The sequence below is a fragment of the Mycobacterium sp. NGS19 genome, assembly GCF_059813155.1.
This window is the reverse complement of record NZ_JCALEB010000001.1, coordinates 353437-371980: the sequence shown is the minus strand read 5'-3', so window position 1 is coordinate 371980 and position 18544 is coordinate 353437. Positions and strand designations below refer to the sequence as shown.

The following is an 18544-nucleotide window of genomic DNA, read 5'->3' as shown; positions in this document are numbered from 1 at the left end:
TGCCGCGCACATGAATGTCGGAACTCAGCGGTAAATTGAGGCTGACATGACTGCGCAACTCAGCTCGCAGACCGACGAACTGCTCGACGGCCTGAACCCTCAACAGCGCCAGGCGGTGCTGCACGAGGGCTCGCCACTACTCATTGTTGCAGGCGCCGGCTCGGGCAAAACCGCGGTGCTCACCCGGCGCATCGCGTATCTGCTCGCGGCACGCGACGTCGGCCCCGGCCAGATCCTCGCGATCACGTTCACCAACAAGGCCGCCGCGGAAATGCGCGAGCGGGTGACCGCGCTCGTCGGCCCCCGGGCCCGCGCCATGTGGGTGTCGACGTTCCACTCGATGTGCGTGCGGATCTTGCGCAACCAGGCATCGCTGCTCAAGGGTCTCAACTCCAACTTCTCGATCTACGACGCCGACGACTCGCGGCGGCTTCTGATGATGATCGCCAAGGACATGGGGCTGGACACCAAGCGGTACTCGCCCCGGCTGCTAGCCAACTGCATCTCCAACTTGAAAAACGAGCTCGTCGATCCCGAGCAGGCGGCCGCCGACATCTCGGAAAGCGGTGACGACCTCAACCGCATCGTGGCCGAGGTGTACGCCGAGTATCAGCGCAGGCTGAGGGCCGCCAACGCGCTGGACTTCGACGACCTGATCGGTGAGACGGTGGCTGTGCTGCAACGCTTTCCGCAGATCGCCCAGTACTACCGGCGGCGGTTCCGCCACATCCTCGTCGACGAGTACCAGGACACCAACCACGCACAATACGTGTTGGTGCGCGAGTTGGCCGGCACGGAAAGCGACGACGACGTGCCGCCCGCCGAGCTGTGCGTGGTCGGCGACGCCGACCAGTCGATCTATGCGTTCCGCGGTGCGACGATCCGCAACATCGAGGAGTTCGAGCGCGACTACCCGAACGCGAAAACCATTCTGCTGGAACAGAATTACCGGTCGACGCAGAACATCCTGACCGCCGCCAACTCCGTCATCAAGCACAACAGCGGCCGCCGTGAGAAGCGGCTCTGGACCGACGCCGGTGAGGGAGAGCTGATCGTCGGCTATGTCGCGGACAACGAGCACGACGAAGCTGCGTTCGTCGCAAGCGAGATCGACCGCCTCGCCGATCGTGGTGACATCACCTACAACGACGTGGCGGTGTTCTATCGCACCAACAACTCGTCGCGCTCGCTGGAAGAGGTGTTCATCCGCGCCGGCATTCCGTACAAGGTCGTCGGCGGTGTCAGGTTCTACGAGCGCAAGGAGATTCGCGACGTCGTGGCCTACCTGCGGGTGCTCGACAATCCCGGCGACTCGGTGAGCATGCGCCGGATCCTCAACACGCCGCGCCGCGGCATCGGTGACCGCGCCGAAGCGTGCGTCGCGGTGTACGCGGAGAACACCGGCTGCAGCTTCAACGAGGCGCTGCAGGCCGCGGCCGAGGGTCGGGTGCCGATGCTGAACACCCGGTCGGAGAAGGCGATCGCCGCGTTCGTCGAAATGATGGACGACTTGCGCTCTCGGCTCGACGACGAGCTCGGTGAGTTGGTGGAGGCGGTGCTCAGCCGCACCGGCTACCGCGCCGAGCTGGAGGCGTCCAACGATCCGCAGGACCTGGCCCGGCTGGACAACCTCAATGAATTGGTAAGTGTCGCACACGAATTCAGCATCGATATGGCCAACGCCGCGGCACTTCGCGACGACGACGACGAAGACGTGCCCGACACCGGGGCGCTGGCCGCGTTCCTGGAGCGGGTATCGCTGGTGGCCGACGCCGACGACATCCCCGAACACGGCGCCGGCGTGGTGACGCTGATGACGTTGCACACCGCCAAGGGTTTGGAGTTCCCCGTCGTGTTCGTCACCGGCTGGGAGGACGGCATGTTCCCCCACATGCGTGCGCTCGGCGATCCGGCGGAGCTGTCGGAGGAAAGGCGGCTGGCGTACGTCGGGATCACCCGGGCCCGTCAGCGGCTGTATGTCACGCGTGCGAAGGTGCGGTCGTCGTGGGGACAACCGATGATGAACCCGGAATCGCGGTTCCTGCGCGAGATCCCGCAGCACCTGATCGACTGGCGCAGAACAGATCCGGTGCCGTCGCGCAGCGCACCGGTCACTGGAGGCGCCTGGGCGGGAACGACTGCCTCTGGCGGGGGCCGGTTCGGTGGTGCCGACATGCGCAGGCCCTCGCCGTCACGTGCGGCTGCGGGTAAGCGGCCGCTGCTCGTGCTCGAGCCGGGCGATCGGGTCAGTCACGACAAATACGGCCTCGGCCGCGTCGAGGAAGTCTCAGGGGTGGGCGAATCGGCGATGTCGCTGATCGACTTCGGCAGCGCCGGCCGCGTCAAGCTGATGCACAACCACGCTCCGCTGCACAAGCTGTAGCGGTGTGGGCGCGCGAACGGACGCTGCGCGTCCTTTGCAGCCGAACTCCCGGCGGCGGGGGGCCGCGAGGTGCCGCCGGGAAGTTGGTTCGGTGGGTTTCGCGCCGACGACATCGGGTACGACATGGGCATCTTCGGCTGAGGGGAGCGCACATTGATGACCAAAGATGCGATGACACGGGCGTTGATTGCCGCAGCGGCGACGACGGCAGTTTTCGCGGCCCCGGTGGCGGGGCTGATGTGGACCGAGTCGGCGCCTGCCAGTGCGGCCGGTTATCTGGCCGGCGGCCCATCTGGCTGCATTGACAGCACGGGCACCGCATGCGCGGGGCCGAGCGGCGCGAACGCGAGTGTGCCGGGGGCGAGCGCCAACGCCGGACCCGCGGGCGTGAACGCCAGCGTGCCAGGAGCGAGCGCCAACGCCGGACCTGCAGGCGCGAACGCCAGCGTGCCAGGGGCGAATGCCAATGCCGGACCGGCAGGCGCCAGTGCTGCTGTGCCAGGGGCCGATGCGAGCGCCGGACCCGGCGGTGCGAGCGCGAATGCGCCTGGGGCCAGCGCGAACGCCGGCCCTGCGGGCGCTAACGCCGATGTCCCGGGCGCGAACGTGAACGCCGGTCCTGCGGGCGCGAATGTCGGTGTGCCGGGCGCGAATGCGAACGCCGGCCCGGGTGGGGCCAGCGCATGCGCGAACGGTGTGGGCTGCGTCGGCGCCGGATAGCCAGCTTCAGCGATTTCGGCGCGCAAACGTACGCGGAGCGTCGTCTTGCGCGCCGAAATACGCTGTCCAGCGTCGGGTCGCGGGCGCCACAGCCAACGCGATCGTCGCCACCGGCAGCACCGGTAAGGCTCTGACGATCCCCGCCATGTGCGCTCCCGCGACGAAGATGCCGGCGAAGATCAGTAGCGCCAGCGCCGCAGCCACCACAGACAGGTAGACCCCGACGCGCCGGCGCAGCAGCAACCCGACCACTCCCGTGATGGTCGCGGCGCCGAACACGGCGGTCAAAAACCCGACGCCTACGCAGAACAACCGGTCCGTCCGCCACCAGCCGGTGATCAACGCGGTCGCGACCACCGAGGTTGCCCAGCCGCTCAGAATGCTGACCGTCGAGGCGGCGACGGCGGTGGCGCTGCTCGGCAGATGCGCCCTGCCGGGGATGCGCACGGGTGCTTGCCGCACCACGCCGGTCGCCGGTTCGTCAGATTCCACCGCCGGCAGTGGCTGTCGGCGGATGATGCTGGTGCGGGTGTCGTCGCTCAGCGGCTCGTCGCTGACCCGTCCCACGTCCGGCTGGGGGATAGGCCCGGTCGGATGCCGGCGGATGATCCCGGTGCGCCCCTCGTCGAACGGTTCACTGCGTTCGCGAAAGCTCGACGGTTCCTGTCCCGACGGCTCGTCGGAGGATGTCAACTGATCAGGGGGTCAGCGCGCCGAGGCTGATGCCGCGCGCAGCCAGCCACGGCACCGGGTCGGTGCGCTGGGTGCCGTTGAGCAACACCTCGAAGTGCAGGTGCGGGCCGGTGGAATCGCCGCGGTTGCCGATCGTCGCGATCTGGTCGCCGGCCATCACCCGCTCGCCGATGGTGCAGTTGACCGTGTTCACGTGGCCGTACAGGGTCACGGTGCCGTCTGCGTGGCGCAGCTTCACCCACATCCCGAAGCCGGCGGCTGGACCTGCGTCGATCACGACGCCATCCGAGGCCGCGAAGATCGGCGTGCCGATCGAGTTCGCGATGTCGATGCCGCCGTGCAGCACGCCCCAGCGGTAGCCGAACCCGGACGTGAAGATGCCGTGGGTCGGCATTACGAACAGCGGCCGCGACAGCCGTGCCTCGCGGTCGGCGCGTTCCTGCGCGTAGGCGGCACCGCGCGCCAGTTCCTCGTTGTGGACGAACGAGCTGGCCGCCGGGGTCACCGTCACCAATTGCACGCCGCTGCGGGCGGTTTCGACCGTCGCGCCGGACATCGACGTGCTGTCGGCGGCCAGCACCGTGTCGGTGGACTTGGTGTCGGAGCTCTGCACGGCGGCGTGGGCAGCGGCAGCGGCGGCGCCAGTGGCCATCGCCGCGATCAGCAGCCGTCCCTTGACCACGCTGCCCGGCGCCGGATTCTTGCGATGCTGACCCCGAACCGGTGGGGCAGTCACCCGGGTCGCGGCGGGGTCGGCGCGGAACTCGCTGGGCACCGCGAGACGCAGCGGCGTCAGGTTGTCCGTGTCGTGGAGGTCGTCCAGCTCAGGGGCGCGCAGCACCTGCCAGTCGGCGTCGAAAGCGGAATTCTCGTGAAATTCGACGTCGTCGAGGCTACCGAACTCGTTGAACGGGATGATGTCGGTGACTTCGGTGTCTTGAGGGTCGATCCAGCGGCTGCGAGCGTTCGTCGTGGTACTCAATGACGATCGGGACAAACGGTGCTGGGCCAATCTGGGAAACCTTTACGCCGTGACCGAAACGTTATCTGGCTCCGGCAGACGTTAGCCAACCGCTGACGGTTTGAGCAAACCGGGACCACCAGAACACCGGCTTTTGTGACTTGAATCACGCACTGCGGCGGTGACGTCCACCACATGGATGGCATGCGGTGAGGGGGCCGTCAGCGCATGTCGATAAAGTTCCCACCGAGCGAGACCCGCACAGCTGAGCCCAAACCCGTCCGCCGACAGACAGTGAGCCGATGGATCTTTTCGAGTACCAGGCGAAAGAGCTGTTCGCCAAGCACAACGTCCCGACGACGCCCGGCCGCGTGACCACGACGGCCGAAGAGGCCAAAGCCATCGCTGAGGAAATCGGCAAGCCGGTGATGGTGAAAGCCCAGGTGAAGACCGGTGGCCGGGGCAAGGCAGGCGGTGTCAAGTACGCGGCGACACCTGACGACGCCTACACCCACGCGCAGAACATCCTGGGCCTGGACATCAAGGGTCACGTCGTCAAGAAGCTGCTGGTCTCCGAGGCCAGCGATATCGCCGAGGAGTACTACATCTCCTTCTTGTTGGACCGGGCGAACCGCACCTACCTGGCGATGTGCTCGGTCGAGGGCGGCATGGAGATCGAGGAAGTAGCCGCCACCAAGCCGGAGCGGCTGGCCAAGGTGCCGGTGGACGCCACCAAGGGCGTCGACGAGGCGTTCGCCCGCTCGATCGCCGAGCAAGGTCACCTGCCCGCCGAGGTGCTCGACGCCGCCGCGGTGACGATCTTGAGGTTGTGGGAGATGTTCGTCGCTGAGGATGCCACGCTCGTCGAGGTCAACCCGCTGGTGCGCACGCCCGACGATCAGATCCTGGCTCTCGACGGCAAGGTCACGCTGGACGCCAACGCCAGCTTCCGTCACCCCGACCATGCCGAGTTCGAGGACCGCGACGCCACCGACCCGTTGGAGCTGAAGGCCAAGGAGCACGACCTCAACTACGTCAAGCTCGACGGGCAGGTCGGCATCATCGGCAACGGGGCGGGCCTGGTGATGTCGACGCTCGACGTGGTCGCCTACGCGGGCGAGAAGCACGGCGGCGTCAAGCCGGCCAACTTCCTGGACATCGGCGGCGGCGCGTCGGCCGAGATCATGGCGGCCGGGCTGGATGTGGTGCTGGGTGACGAGCAGGTCAAGAGCGTGTTCGTCAACGTGTTCGGCGGCATCACCGCCTGCGACGAGGTGGCCAACGGGATCGTCAACGCACTGAAGATCCTGGGCGACGCTGCGACCAAGCCGCTGATCGTGCGGCTCGACGGCAACAACGTCGAGGAGGGCCGGCGCATCCTCGCCGAGGCCAATCATCCACTGGTGATCGAAGTCGACACGATGGACGGCGCCGCCGACAAGGCTGCCGAAATGGCCGCGAGCGCCTGAAAGGACTTGGGATGTCGATCTTTTTGAACAAGGACAGCAAGGTCATCGTCCAGGGCATCACCGGCGCTGAGGGGACCCGGCACACCGCGCGGATGCTCAAGGCCGGCACACAGCTGGTCGGCGGCGTGAATGCGCGCAAGGCCGGCACGACGGTCAGCCATAAGGACAAGGACGACAACGACGTCGAGCTCCCGGTGTTCGGCACGGTCGCCGAAGCGATGAAAGAGACGGGCGCCGACGTGTCCGTCGTCTTCGTGCCGCCGAAGTTCGCCAAGGACGCGATCATCGAGGCCATCGACGCCGAGATCCCCCTCCTCGTGGTGATCACCGAGGGAATCCCGGTGCAGGACACCGCTTTTGCGTGGCAGTACAACCTCAACCGCGGCGCGAAGACCCGCATCATCGGGCCGAACTGTCCAGGCATCATCACGCCCGGGGAGGCGCTGGCCGGGATCACCCCGGCCAACATCACCGGGCCCGGCCCGATCGGGCTGGTGTCGAAGTCCGGCACGCTGACCTACCAGATGATGTTCGAGCTCAACGACTTCGGGTTCTCCACGTGCATCGGCATCGGTGGTGACCCGGTGATCGGCACCACGCACATCGACGCGATCGAGGCGTTCGAAAAAGACCCGGACACCAAGCTGATCGTGATGATCGGCGAGATCGGCGGCGACGCCGAGGAACGCGCCGCCGACTACATCAAGGCCAACGTGTCCAAGCCGGTCGTCGGCTACGTCGCGGGGTTCACTGCGCCCGAAGGCAAGACGATGGGCCACGCCGGCGCGATCGTGTCCGGCTCCTCGGGCACCGCGGCAGCCAAGAAGGAAGCGCTGGAGGCTGCGGGCGTCAAGGTAGGCAAGACCCCGTCGGCCACGGCGGAGTTGGCGCGGGAGATCCTGAAGAGCCTCTAGACGGCGGCGGCAAGCTTCCCGGCCAGCCGCTCGACGTACACGGCGATCTCGTCCTCGCTGCGGTCGGGCAGCCCGAACAGCACCTCGGTGACGCCGAGTTCGGCCCAGCGGGCCAGTTTTTCGGGCACTGGCTTGAAGTCGAGTGCGACGATCTGCGGCGCGCCGTCGCGGCCGGCGTCGGCCCACACCTGCTGTAGCAGCCGCACCGGCTCGTCGATCTCGACGTCACGCGGCGTGGTGATCCAGCCGTCGGCGCTGCGGGCGATCCACTTGAAGTTCTTCTCCGTGCCGGCGGCGCCGACCAGCACCGGCACGTGCGACTGCACGGGTTTGGGCCACGCCCAGCTCGGCCCGAACTTCACGAACTCGCCGTCGTAGGAGGCCTCCTCCTGCGTCCACAGTGCCCGCATGGCCTCCAGGTATTCGCGCAGTGCGGTGCGGCGCCGGTTGCCCGGTATGCCGTGGTCCGCGAGTTCGTCTGTGTTCCAGCCGAATCCGACGCCCAGGCTGACGCGGCCGCCAGAGAGGTGGTCGAGCGTCGCGATGGATTTCGCCAGCGTGATCGGATCATGCTCGACGGGCAGCGCCACCGCCGTCGACAAGCGGATCCGTGATGTCACTGCACAGGCCGTGCCCAGGCTCACCCAGGGGTCCAGCGTGCGCATGTAACGGTCGTCGGGCAACGACGCATCGCCGGTGGTCGGGTGCGCGGCCTCTCGCTTGACGGGGATGTGGGTGTGCTCGGGCACGTAGAACGTGTGGAAGCCGTGGTCTTCGGCCAGCTTCGCGGCGGCTGCCGGGGTGATGCCGCGATCACTGGTGAACAGGACGAGACCGTAATCCATGCCGAGAATTAGAACGTGTTCCAGTCAGCGCGCGCAAGGCAGGGTCCTCTTCCGCCCGCGAGCAGACACCAAATCGCATAAACCGCCGCTCGGTAGTGCGACTCTGCGTCTGCTCGGCGATAATCGCGGATCCGCGGCTCGGCACTAACCGGCGTCTCAGGTCGGTGCGCTAGCGTGGGGGCCGGCCGTCGAACGGCCGTCGAACGACCACGGAATGACCACCGAACGGACGCCGCCAACAGCACAGGAGAGGCTATGACCTACTCATCTGGAGCGCCCGGTTACCCGGGTACGCAGCAGCAATCCGGCGGGTACGCCGCGACATCGCAATTCGCCAAGCCCGAGTCAGCCGACTCGGCGGCAAGCAAACTGCCCCTGTATCTCCTGGCCGCGGTTGCGGTCCTGGGGCTCGCCGAATATCTCCTCAGCTTCGGGCCGGTCTGGAAGTCCAGCGACTCGCCGTCCGGTGTGGTGAGCCTCGGCGTGATCGCGGCGCTGTTCGCCGCCCTGTTCGCCGCGATCGCCCTGCTGCCCAAGCAGCGCAACTACACCGCGGTTGTCACCGCGGTCGCCGTCGTCGGCTTCCTGCTGACCATCTGGGAACTCATCAAGAACGCCGACGCGGCCGACTGGGCGCTGATCGTCATCGTGGTGCTCGCGGCGCTGCAGACCCTCGCCGCGATCGGGGCGCTGCTGTTGGACGCCGGCGTGGTGACGCCGCCGGCACCGCGGCCCAAGTACGACCCCTACCAGCAGTACGGCGGCTACTACGGCCAGCCGCAGCTGTCCGGCCCGCCAACCGGACCGCAGGGGGCGCCGCCGAGCTACCCGCAGCAGCACGGCTACCAGCAGCAGTACGGCGGTTACCAGGGCGGCCCGTCGACCGGCGGGTTCGGTGCCCACAGCCAGGGGCAGGGCGGCCAAGGTCCGGGCCAGCACGAGGGTCCGCCCACCCCGCCCACCGGATTTCCCACCTACGCCCAGCCGCCGAGCACGTCCGGGCTCGGTGAGCAGCAGCCGCAGCACGAGGCGCCCACTCAGCAGGTTCAGCAGGTGCGCCCGCAGGACCAGTCGCCGTCCGGTCCGCCGCCGGCATAGAAGGGCCCCGATACCCGGTTGGCCGCTAAGCCGTTAGTGGACCGCAACGGGGCGGCGGATCAGCGCCAGGCGCGCGACCTGCTGACGGTCGCGTTCGGTCCGTCGCTGGTGGCGCTGCTGGTGATCGCCGCCGTCGTGCTGATCCAGCTCGTCGCCGCCAACAGCGACATGACCGGCGCGCTCGGCGCGATCGCGAGCATGTGGCTGGGCGTGCACCAAGTGCCGGTGACCATCGGCGGCCGCGAACTGGCGGTCATGCCGCTGCTCCCGGTTCTTGCGATGGTGTGGGGTGTCGCGCGCACGACAGGGCGCGCGACACCGGCGGCGGGCTCGTGGTTCGTGATCCGCTGGATCGTCGCCTCGGCGCTGGGCGGGCCGCTGCTGATGACCGCGATCGCGCTGGCGGTGATCCACGACGCCGCGTCGGTGATGACTCAGCTGCAGACGCCGAACGCACTGCGCGCGTTCGGCGGCGTCCTGGCGGTGCATGCGATCGGTGCGCTGCTGGGGGTGGGCTCGCGGATCGGCGTGCGGCTGCTGGCCGCGTGGTCGCTGCCGCTGTGGCTGGCCGACTCGGTGCGGGCGGCGCTCACCGGTGTGCTGGCGCTGCTGGGATTGTCCGGCGCCATCACCGCGGCGTCGCTGATCGTGCACTGGGGCGCGATGCACGAGCTGTACTCGATCACCGACTCGCTGTTCGGTCAGCTGAGTCTGACGCTGCTGTCCGTGCTCTACATCCCGAACGTGGTCGTCGGCACGTCGGCGGTCGTCGTCGGGTCGAGCGCACACGTCGGCGTCGCCACCTTCAGTGCGTTCACGGTCTATGGCGGCGACCTACCCGCACTGCCGGTGCTCGCAGCAGCGCCGACGCCTCCGCTGGGCCCGATCTGGGTGATCTGGCTGATCGCGGCCGCCGCGGCCGGGGTGGCAGTGGGCCAGCAGTGTGCACGACGGCCGCTTCCGGCGCTGGCCGCATCGCTGAAGCTGCTGACGGCAGCGGCGCTCGGCGCGGTCGCGATGGCGGTGCTCGGCTACGCCGCGGGCGGGCGGCTGGGCAACTTCGGCGACGTCGGCGTGGACCAGGGCACGTTCGGGCCCGCGGTGTTCTTGTGGTTCGCCGGCATCGGGGGGCTCACCGTCGCGATGGCCGGCGGCATCGCCCGGCCCAGACCGAAGCCGAAACCGAAGACCGACGAGGACGCCGAACCGGAGCCAGACCCGGACGCGGACACCGAGGTATTGGACGCCACACCGCCAGATCCACCCACGCTTTCCGGCGACGATTAGGCTGCCAGCGTGCAACAGCCGCTCCACGTGCCGCCCACCGCGCCGGCCCGGCTCGTGGTGCTGGCGTCGGGCACCGGATCGCTGCTGGATTCCCTGCTGACCGCCGCACGCGGCGAGTATCCGGGCCGGGTCGTGGCCGTCGGCGTCGACCGCGACTGCGCCGCCGTCGACATCGCCAAAGCGGCCGACGTGCCCGTGTTCCGGGTGCGGCTCTCGGACTATCCCGACCGCGCCGCATGGGACGCCGCGATCACCGAAGCCACCGCGGAACACCGCCCGGACCTGATCGTCTCGGCAGGGTTCATGAAAATACTTGGGCCACAGTTTCTTTCACAGTTCTTGGGTCGGATCATCAATACCCACCCCGCGCTTCTGCCGGCATTTCCCGGCGCGCATGCGGTGCCCGAATCGCTCGAATACGGCGTCAAGGTCACCGGCTGCACTGTGCATCTGGTCGACGCCGGAACCGACACCGGACCGATCCTGGCTCAAGAAGTCGTCGAGGTGCGTGACGACGACGACGAGGCAAGCCTGCACGAACGAATCAAGGTCGTCGAAAGACGGCTGCTGGCAGAGGTCATCGCCGACGTGGCCACGCGCGGCGTGACCTGGAGCGGACGAAAGGCAACCATAGGATGACCGCACAGTACGGGCGCAGGCCGATCCGTCGGGCGCTGATCAGCGTCTACGACAAGACCGGTCTGCTACCGCTGGCCCGCGGACTGCACGAGGCCGGGGTGGACATCGTCTCCACCGGCTCGACCGCGAAAACGATTGCCACCACCGGTATTCCGGTGACACCGGTGGAGTTCGTCACCGGGTTCCCCGAGATTCTCGACGGCCGCGTCAAGACCCTGCATCCGATGGTGCATGCCGGACTGCTCGCCGACACCCGCAAGCCCGAGCACCTCACGGCGTTGCGCCGCTTGAACATCGAGCCGTTCGACCTCGTCGTGGTCAACCTCTACCCCTTCACCGAAACCGTCGCCTCGGGCGCCGACGTCGACGAGTGCGTCGAGCAGATCGACATCGGCGGCCCTGCGATGGTGCGGGCCGCGGCCAAGAACCATCCCAGCGTCGCGGTGGTCACCGACCCGCTCGGCTACGACGGGGTGCTGGCCGCCGTTCGCACCGGCGGCTTCACGCTGCAAGAGCGAAAGAAGTTGGCGGCGTTGGCTTTTCGGCACACCGCAGAGTACGACGTCGCGGTGGCGTCGTGGATGGAGTCGACGCTCGCGCCCGGCGCCGAGCCGCTGCCGCCCTGGTTCGCCGGGACGTGGCGGCGCTCGGCGGTGTTGCGCTACGGCGAGAACCCGCACCAGCAGGCGGCCCTGTACGTCGACCCGTCGGCGTGGCCCGGCCTCGCGCAAGCCGAGCAGCTGCACGGAAAAGAGATGTCCTACAACAACTTCACCGACGCCGACGCCGCCTGGCGGGCGGCATTCGACCATGAACAGACCTGCGTCGCGATCGTCAAGCACGCCAACCCGTGCGGCATCGCTATCTCGTCGGTGTCGGTGGCCGACGCCCATCGCAAGGCCCACGAGTGCGACCCGGTCAGCGCGTTCGGCGGGGTGATCGCGGCCAACACCACCGTGTCGGTCGAAATGGCCGAGACCGTCGCCGACATCTTCACCGAGGTGATCGTCGCACCGGCGTACGAAGACGGCGCAGTGGACATTCTGGCCCGCAAGAAGAACATTCGTGTGCTGGTCGCCTCCCAGCCCCAGCGGGGCGGCGTCGAGTTCCGGCAAGTCAGCGGCGGGCTTTTGGTGCAGGAGCGCGACGCATTCGGAGCCGTGGGCGACGACCCGGTCAACTGGCAGCTGGTGGCGGGATCACCGGCGGACCCCGCCACGCTCGCCGACTTGAAATTCGCGTGGCGCAGTTGCCGGGCGGTCAAGTCCAACGCGATCGTGATCGCGAAGGACGGCGCGACCGTCGGCGTCGGGATGGGTCAGGTGAACCGGGTCGACGCGGCGCGGCTGGCCGTCGAGCGCGGCGGCGACCGGGTGGCTGGGGCGGTCGCGGCGTCGGACGCGTTCTTCCCTTTTCCCGACGGGCTCGAGACGCTCGCGACGGCGGGGGTGACGGCGATCGTGCATCCGGGTGGCTCGATCCGCGACGAGTTGGTCACCGAGGCGGCGGCCAAGGCCGGCGTGACGCTGTACGTCACCGGCGCGCGCCACTTCGCCCACTGAATCGACCGCCGAGTCGAGTTCATCCAGCTCGGTTGGTATAGGCACCATGCCGAGGTGGGTATGGGTCTGGGGTGAAAGTGCGCTCGATGGTTGCCGCGGTAGGTGGAAGTCTGGCTGGGGTGGCAGGTTGGGACCTGCTACAGCGTCGGCACACGATCCTCCGGAACTTCCCGGTGGTGGGTCATCTGAGGTTCATCCTCGAAGGCATCGGCCCGGAGCTGCGTCAGTACATCGTCACCGACAACAACGGGGAGAAGCCGTTCAGCCGCGATCAGCGGCGCTGGGTGTATGCGTCCTCGAAGCTGTCCAACCGCTACTTCGGCTTCGGCAGCGACAACGACGTGGAGAACACGCGCAACTACCTGATCCTCAAGCACGCGGCGTTTCCGGTGCTGGCGCCCGACGACGAACCGGTTCATCCCGACCCGGCGATGCCGCTGCCGCCGGCCAAGGTGCTCGGCGGCGCGCGCAAGCGCGCCAAGGCGTTCCGTCCCCAATCGATGGTCAACATCTCGGCGATGAGCTTCGGGTCGCTGAGCGCCGCGGCGATCACCGCGTTGAACAAGGGCGCGGCGATGGCAGGCGCGCTGCACACCACCGGCGAGGGTGGGGTGTCGTCGTACCACCTCAACGGCGGTGACCTGATCTGGCAGATCGGCACCGGCTACTTCGGCTGCCGCAACGAAGACGGGTCGTTCAGCTTGCCGCGGCTGCTGGACCGGGTGGCCGAGACGCCGTCGATCCGGGCGATCGAGATCAAGCTCAGCCAGGGCGCCAAGCCGGGACTGGGCGGCATGCTGCCCGGTGCGAAGGTCAGCCAGGAGATCGCCGACATCCGCGGCATTCCGGTCGGCCGGGACTGCAAGAGCCCGGCCGCCCACACCGCTTTTCGTGACGTCGACGGGCTGCTGGAGCTGGTGGAGAACATCGCCGCCGAGACGGGGCTGCCGGTCGGGATCAAATCAGCGGTCGGGGAGGGCCAGTTCTGGCAGGAGCTGGCGGAGCGGATGGCGCGCACCGGCCGCGGCGTGGACTTCGTCACCGTCGACGGCGGCGAGGGCGGTACCGGCGCGGCGCCGCTGGTGTACAGCGACCACGTCGCGCTGCCGTTCAAGTGGGCCTTCCCCCGCGTGTACCGCGCATTCGCGGAGCACGACCTGCACCACGACGTCGTGTTCATCGGCTCGGCCAAGCTCGGCATCATCGAGAACGCGATGCTGGCGTTGGCCATGGGCTGCGACATGCTCAACGTCGCGCGCACAGCGATGTTCGCGATCGGCTGCATCCAGGCTCAGCGCTGTCACACCGGCCGCTGCCCCACCGGAGTGGCCACTCAATCGCGCTGGCTACAACACGGGCTCGATCCAGAGCTGAAGTCGGTGCGCTGTGCGAACTACCTCGCTACCGTCCGTTTCGAGCTGCTGACCTTGGCCCGCACCTGCGGTTATGTGCACCCTGCGCTGGTGCCGCTGGATGCCGTCGAATTGCTCGACACCGACCTGCAAACCGTCCCGGTGTGCAAGGTGTTCAACTACAAACCCGGCTGGGGCTTGCCGGGCCAACCCGACATCGATGCGATCACCCGCCTCATGGCGGACCGGCAGCCTTGCAAGCCCCGACTGCCTTGAAGCCCTCGAGGCCCTCGCGACCTACGCCTGGACGATCACCGGGTCGCCGATGTGGACGGTGTTGTAGTACCACTTCGCGTTGTCCGGGCTGAGGTTGATGCAGCCGTGGCTGACATTCGCGTAGCCCTGCGAATCCACTGACCACGGCGCCGAGTGGACGTAGACGCCGCCGTTGTTGATCCGCTCGGCGTAGTAGGCGGTGATCTTGTAGCCGTCCGGATCGCTCAGCGGAATACCGATGGTGCGTGAGTCCATGACCACGCTTGCTTCCCTGGACAGCACGCTGAAGTTGCCGATCGGCGTCGGCCGGCTGGGTTTGCCCATCGAAGCCGGCATCGTGCGGGCCAACTGTCCGTCGATGCTCACGGTGAACGTGTGCGCCGAGATGTCGGCGACGCCCTGGACGACCGAGCCGGTGGTGATGTCCGTCTTGAACCCGCCCACCGACAGCGGGATCACGCTGTGCGCCGGCCAGTACGTGTCGGGCTTGAACTCCAGCGTCCTGTCGTCAGGCCAAGAGAACTGACCCGACGGCGCATTGGGCACCCCGACGGAAAACGACCGCTGCGCCGCCGTTCGGTTCGCGACCGGCTGCGCGAAGGTCACAGTCACCGTGGCGGCCACGCCGACGGTTTCCCCGGCTTTCGGCGACACATTGGCCACTGTCAGCGTCGTCGACGTCACCGCGGCCGCGCCGGGCACGGCCGTTGCGACGAGTGCCGTCGTCGCGATCGTCAGCGCCACAAGAGCGCTCTTCACCTTCAGCAAACGCATGCCTCGATTTACCCGAGCGCACGGCAGGCCGAAACATCTGCCACCTGCATGGCTCATCAGCACACCCACCTGTCCCCCCGCACCGAATTGATGACGGACATTAAAAACGATACCGACGCACGGCTCACCGCGAGAGCCGATGAGCAAAGAAGCCACCCGACGCGAGCCGGGAAGCAGCCGCCGTGACGCAGTAGCGTGGAGTGGTGACTCTACCTAACGATCTTCCGCGCACCGTTGCCGAGCTGCGGGCATCAGGTCATCGCGAGCGCAGCGTCAAGCAGGAGATCCGGGAAAACCTGCTCGCCGCACTGGCTGACGGCCGCGATGTGTGGACCGGCATTTTCGGGTTCGACGACACGGTGATTCCGCAGCTCGAGCGCGCGCTGATCGCCGGCCATGACTTCGTGCTGCTCGGCGAGCGGGGACAGGGCAAGACGAGGCTGCTGCGGTCGCTGGAGGGGCTGCTCGACGAGTGGACGCCCGTGATCGCGGGCGCGGAACTGGGCGAGCACCCCTATTCCCCGATCACCCCGGAGTCCATCCGCCGGGCCGCCGAATCGGGCGACGACCTTCCCGTCGCCTGGCGGCACCGCAGCGAGCGCTACACCGAGAAGCTCGCCACGCCCGACACCAGCGTCGCCGACCTCGTCGGCGACATCGACCCGATCAAGGTGGCCGAGGGCCGCAGCCTCGGCGACCCCGAGACCATCGCGTACGGGCTGATTCCGCGCGCGCACCGCGGCATCGTCGCTGTCAACGAACTGCCCGACCTCGCCGAGCGCATCCAGGTGGCGATGCTCAACGTGATGGAGGAGCGCGACATCCAGGTCCGCGGCTACACGCTGCGCCTTCCGCTCGACGTGCTCGTCGTCGCCAGCGCCAACCCGGAGGACTACACCAACCGCGGCCGCATCATCACCCCGCTCAAGGACCGCTTCGGTGCGGAGATCCGCACCCACTACCCGCTGGAGCTCGACGCGGAGGTCGGCGTGATCCGCCAGGAGGCGCACCTGTCGGCTGAGGTTCCCGAATACCTGCTGCAGATCCTGGCCCGCTTCGCGCGCTACCTGCGCGAGTCGCGCTCGATCGACCAGCGCTCCGGGGTGTCGGCGCGGTTCGCGATCGCTGCGGCCGAGACAGTCGCCGCGTCGGCGCGGCACCGCGCCGCCGTTCTGGGCGAGCGCGACGCGGTGGCCCGGGTGATCGATCTGACCACCGTCATCGACGTGTTGCGCGGCAAGCTCGAGTTCGAGTCCGGCGAAGAGGGCCGCGAGCAGGCGGTGCTGGAGCATCTGTTGCGCCGTGCCACCGCCGACACCGCGCAGAAGTTGTTGGGCGGAATCGACGTGGGGCCCATCGTCGCTGCGGTGGAACGCGGTTCGCCCGTGACGACGGGAGAGCGGGTGTCGGCGCGTGAGGTGCTGGCGGCGCTGCCCGAAGTTCCCGCGGTCGCCGCGATCCAGCGCCGGCTGGGTGCGTCGTCAGAGGGTGAGCGCGCCGCCGCGATCGAATTGGCTTTGGAGGCACTGTATTTGGCGAAGCGGATCGACAAGGTCAGCGGCGAAGGGGAGACCGTGTATGGCTAGACGCGGACGCGGCAGGGCGTCTCGCTACTCCGCCTACACCGGCGGTCCAGATCCGCTGGCGCCGCCGGTGGATCTGCGCGACGCGCTGGAGCAGATCGGCCGCGACGTGATGGACGGCACCTCGCCGCGTCGGGCGCTTTCGGAGCTGTTGCGCCGTGGCACCAAAGACTTTCGCGGTACCGACCGGCTGGCCGCCGAGGCCAACCGCCGCCGTCGAGAGTTGTTGCAGCGCAACAACCTTGACGGCACGCTGCAAGAGGTCAAGCGACTGCTCGACGAGGCAGTGCTGGCCGAGCGCAAGGAGCTCGCCCGGGCACTCGACGACGATGCGCGGTTCTCGGAGATGCAGCTGCAGAATCTGCCGCCGTCGCCGGCCAAGGCCGTCCAGGAGCTGGCCGACTACCAGTGGCGCAGCGGCGAGGCGCGGGAAAAGTACGAGCAGATCCGCGACCTGCTGGGCCGGGAGATGTTGGACCAGCGTTTCGCGGGAATGAAGCAGGCCCTTCAGAACGCCACCGACGAAGACCGCCAGCGCGTCAACGAGATGCTCGACGATCTCAACGACCTGTTGGACAAGCACGCCCGCGGCGAGGACACCCAGCAGGACTTCGAGAATTTCATGGCCAAGCACGGCGAGTTCTTCCCGGAGAATCCGCGCAATGTGGACGAGCTGCTCGATTCGCTGGCCAAGCGCGCGGCCGCCGCCCAGCGGTTCCGCAACAGCCTCAGCCCCGAGCAGCGAGCTGAGCTGGATGCGTTGGCGCAGCAGGCGTTTGGTTCGCCGTCGCTGATGCAGGCGCTGAATCGGCTCGACGCGCACCTGCAGGCCGCACGACCCGGCGAGGATTGGACGGGCTCGTCGCGGTTCTCCGGCGACGATCCACTGGGCATGGGCGAGGGCACCCAGGCGTTGCAAGACATCGCCGAGCTCGAGCAGTTGGCCGAGGCGCTGTCGCAGAGCTATGCCGGTGCGACGATGGACGACGTCGACCTCGACATGCTGGCGCGGCAGCTGGGTGACGAGGCGGCGGTCGACGCGCAGACGCTCGCCGAGTTGGAACGGGCGCTGCTGAATCAGGGCTTCCTCGACCGGGGTTCCGACGGTCAGTGGCGGCTGTCGCCGAAAGCGATGCGGCAGTTGGGCCAGACGGCGTTGCGTGACGTCGCTGCGCAGTTGTCAGGCCGGCACGGCGAGCGCGAGACGCAGCGCGCCGGCGCGGCGGGGGAGCTGACCGGTGCAACGCGGCCATGGCAGTTCGGCGACACCGAGCCGTGGAACGTCACCCGCACGCTCACGAATTCCGTTCTGCGCCAAGCAGGTACGGGCGAGGCCGGGCCGCTGCGGATCACGGTTGACGACGTCGAGGTGTCCGAGACCGAGACCCGCACGCAAGCCGCGGTGGCACTGCTCGTCGACACGTCGTTCTCGATGGTGATGGAAAACCGCTGGCTGCCGATGAAGCGCACCGCGCTGGCGCTGAATCACCTTGTCAGCACCAGGTTTCGCTCCGACGCGTTACAGATCATCGCGTTCGGCCGGTATGCGCGCACAATGAGCGCAGCCGAGCTGACCGGCCTCGAAGGCGTCTACGAGCAGGGCACCAACCTGCACCACGCGCTCGCACTGGCGGGGCGTCACCTGCGCCGTCACCCGAGCGCCCAGCCGGTGGTTCTGGTGGTCACCGACGGTGAGCCCACCGCACACCTGGAAGGCGGCTTCGGCAGCAGCGACGAGCCCGCGCAGGTGTTTTTCGACTACCCGCCGCATCCCCGCACGATCGCGCACACCGTGAAGGGCTTCGACGAGGTGGCCAAGCTCGGCGCGCAGGTGACGATCTTCCGGCTCGGCAACGACCCGGGACTGGCCCGGTTCATCGACCAGGTGGCGCGCCGCGTGCAGGGCCGCGTCGTGGTGCCCGACCTCGACGGGTTGGGCGCCGCCGTCGTCGGCGACTATCTGCGCTCCCGCCGCCGCCTCTGATCAC

Annotated in this window: 15 protein-coding genes; 10 read left to right on the top strand and 5 right to left on the bottom strand. The window is 68.1% G+C overall.

Annotation, left to right across the window (positions count from 1 at the left end; translation table 11 throughout):
• Positions 1–46 precede the first annotated feature (46 nt).
• Positions 47–2383 carry a DNA helicase PcrA gene (gene pcrA / locus AC5Y4N_RS01855; RefSeq protein WP_499906521.1) on the top strand — a complete coding sequence of 779 codons (2337 nt, stop codon included), beginning with the start codon at positions 47–49 and terminating at the stop codon, positions 2381–2383.
• A gap of 272 nt (positions 2384–2655) precedes the next feature.
• Here the strand turns inward: pcrA and AC5Y4N_RS01850 are convergent, their stop codons facing one another.
• The 3 genes from AC5Y4N_RS01850 to AC5Y4N_RS01840 are packed head-to-tail and all read right to left on the bottom strand — an operon-like array spanning position 2656 to position 4808.
• Entirely contained in the window at positions 2656–3129 is a 474-nt protein-coding gene (locus tag AC5Y4N_RS01850) for a hypothetical protein (RefSeq protein WP_499906519.1), read from the bottom strand.
• A complete protein-coding gene (locus AC5Y4N_RS01845) occupies positions 3110–3796 on the bottom strand; it encodes a hypothetical protein (RefSeq protein WP_499906517.1) in 687 nt (228 codons plus the stop codon). The genes AC5Y4N_RS01850 and AC5Y4N_RS01845 overlap by 20 nt, the downstream gene beginning before the upstream one ends.
• 4 nt (positions 3797–3800) lie before the next feature.
• Complete coding sequence (locus AC5Y4N_RS01840; RefSeq protein ID WP_499906515.1) at positions 3801–4808, bottom strand: M23 family metallopeptidase; 1008 nt, start codon at positions 4806–4808, stop codon at positions 3801–3803.
• A gap of 251 nt (positions 4809–5059) precedes the next feature.
• Here AC5Y4N_RS01840 and sucC point away from each other — a divergent pair, with 251 nt between their 5' ends.
• Together sucC and sucD are read left to right on the top strand one after the other, a co-directional pair.
• On the top strand, positions 5060–6226 hold the full coding sequence (gene sucC, locus AC5Y4N_RS01835; RefSeq protein ID WP_499906513.1) for an ADP-forming succinate--CoA ligase subunit beta: 1167 nt from the start codon (positions 5060–5062) through the stop codon (positions 6224–6226).
• 11 nt (positions 6227–6237) lie between these two features.
• Entirely contained in the window at positions 6238–7140 is a 903-nt protein-coding gene (gene sucD / locus AC5Y4N_RS01830; RefSeq protein ID WP_499906511.1) for a succinate--CoA ligase subunit alpha, read from the top strand.
• Here the strand turns inward: sucD and AC5Y4N_RS01825 are convergent.
• Positions 7137–7985: an LLM class F420-dependent oxidoreductase gene (locus AC5Y4N_RS01825; protein WP_499906509.1), complete on the bottom strand. Its 849-nt coding sequence runs from the start codon at positions 7983–7985 to the stop codon at positions 7137–7139. The two genes, sucD and AC5Y4N_RS01825, sit on opposite strands and share 4 nt — an antisense overlap.
• A 255-nt stretch (positions 7986–8240) precedes the next feature.
• Between AC5Y4N_RS01825 and AC5Y4N_RS01820 the strand changes: the two genes are divergently transcribed.
• The 5 genes from AC5Y4N_RS01820 (at position 8241) to AC5Y4N_RS01800 (ending at position 14199) form a co-directional block, all read left to right on the top strand.
• Positions 8241–9083, top strand: a complete 843-nt coding sequence (locus tag AC5Y4N_RS01820) for a DUF5336 domain-containing protein (protein WP_499906507.1) — start codon at positions 8241–8243, stop codon at positions 9081–9083.
• A gap of 18 nt (positions 9084–9101) precedes the next feature.
• The gene (locus tag AC5Y4N_RS01815; RefSeq protein WP_499906504.1) at positions 9102–10370 is read left to right on the top strand and encodes a cell division protein PerM; all 1269 of its coding nucleotides are present in this window, start codon (positions 9102–9104) and stop codon (positions 10368–10370) included.
• 9 nt (positions 10371–10379) lie between these two features.
• Positions 10380–11009: a phosphoribosylglycinamide formyltransferase gene (purN, locus tag AC5Y4N_RS01810; RefSeq protein WP_499906502.1), complete on the top strand. Its 630-nt coding sequence runs from the start codon at positions 10380–10382 to the stop codon at positions 11007–11009.
• Complete coding sequence (gene purH / locus AC5Y4N_RS01805; protein WP_499906500.1) at positions 11006–12571, top strand: bifunctional phosphoribosylaminoimidazolecarboxamide formyltransferase/IMP cyclohydrolase; 1566 nt, start codon at positions 11006–11008, stop codon at positions 12569–12571. The genes purN and purH overlap by 4 nt, the downstream gene beginning before the upstream one ends.
• An 86-nt stretch (positions 12572–12657) precedes the next feature.
• Positions 12658–14199: a glutamate synthase-related protein gene (locus AC5Y4N_RS01800; protein WP_499906498.1), complete on the top strand. Its 1542-nt coding sequence runs from the start codon at positions 12658–12660 to the stop codon at positions 14197–14199.
• A gap of 21 nt (positions 14200–14220) precedes the next feature.
• Here AC5Y4N_RS01800 and AC5Y4N_RS01795 read toward each other — a convergent pair whose 3' ends face one another.
• Positions 14221–14958 carry a L,D-transpeptidase gene (locus AC5Y4N_RS01795; RefSeq protein WP_499907442.1) on the bottom strand — a complete coding sequence of 246 codons (738 nt, stop codon included), beginning with the start codon at positions 14956–14958 and terminating at the stop codon, positions 14221–14223.
• Positions 14959–15176: 218 nt separating this feature from the next.
• Between AC5Y4N_RS01795 and AC5Y4N_RS01790 the strand changes: the two genes are divergently transcribed.
• The gene (locus tag AC5Y4N_RS01790) at positions 15177–16559 is read left to right on the top strand and encodes a sigma 54-interacting transcriptional regulator (RefSeq protein WP_499906496.1); all 1383 of its coding nucleotides are present in this window, start codon (positions 15177–15179) and stop codon (positions 16557–16559) included.
• Complete coding sequence (locus AC5Y4N_RS01785; protein WP_499906494.1) at positions 16552–18540, top strand: VWA domain-containing protein; 1989 nt, start codon at positions 16552–16554, stop codon at positions 18538–18540. The genes AC5Y4N_RS01790 and AC5Y4N_RS01785 overlap by 8 nt, the downstream gene beginning before the upstream one ends.
• Positions 18541–18544: the final 4 nt, after the last annotated feature.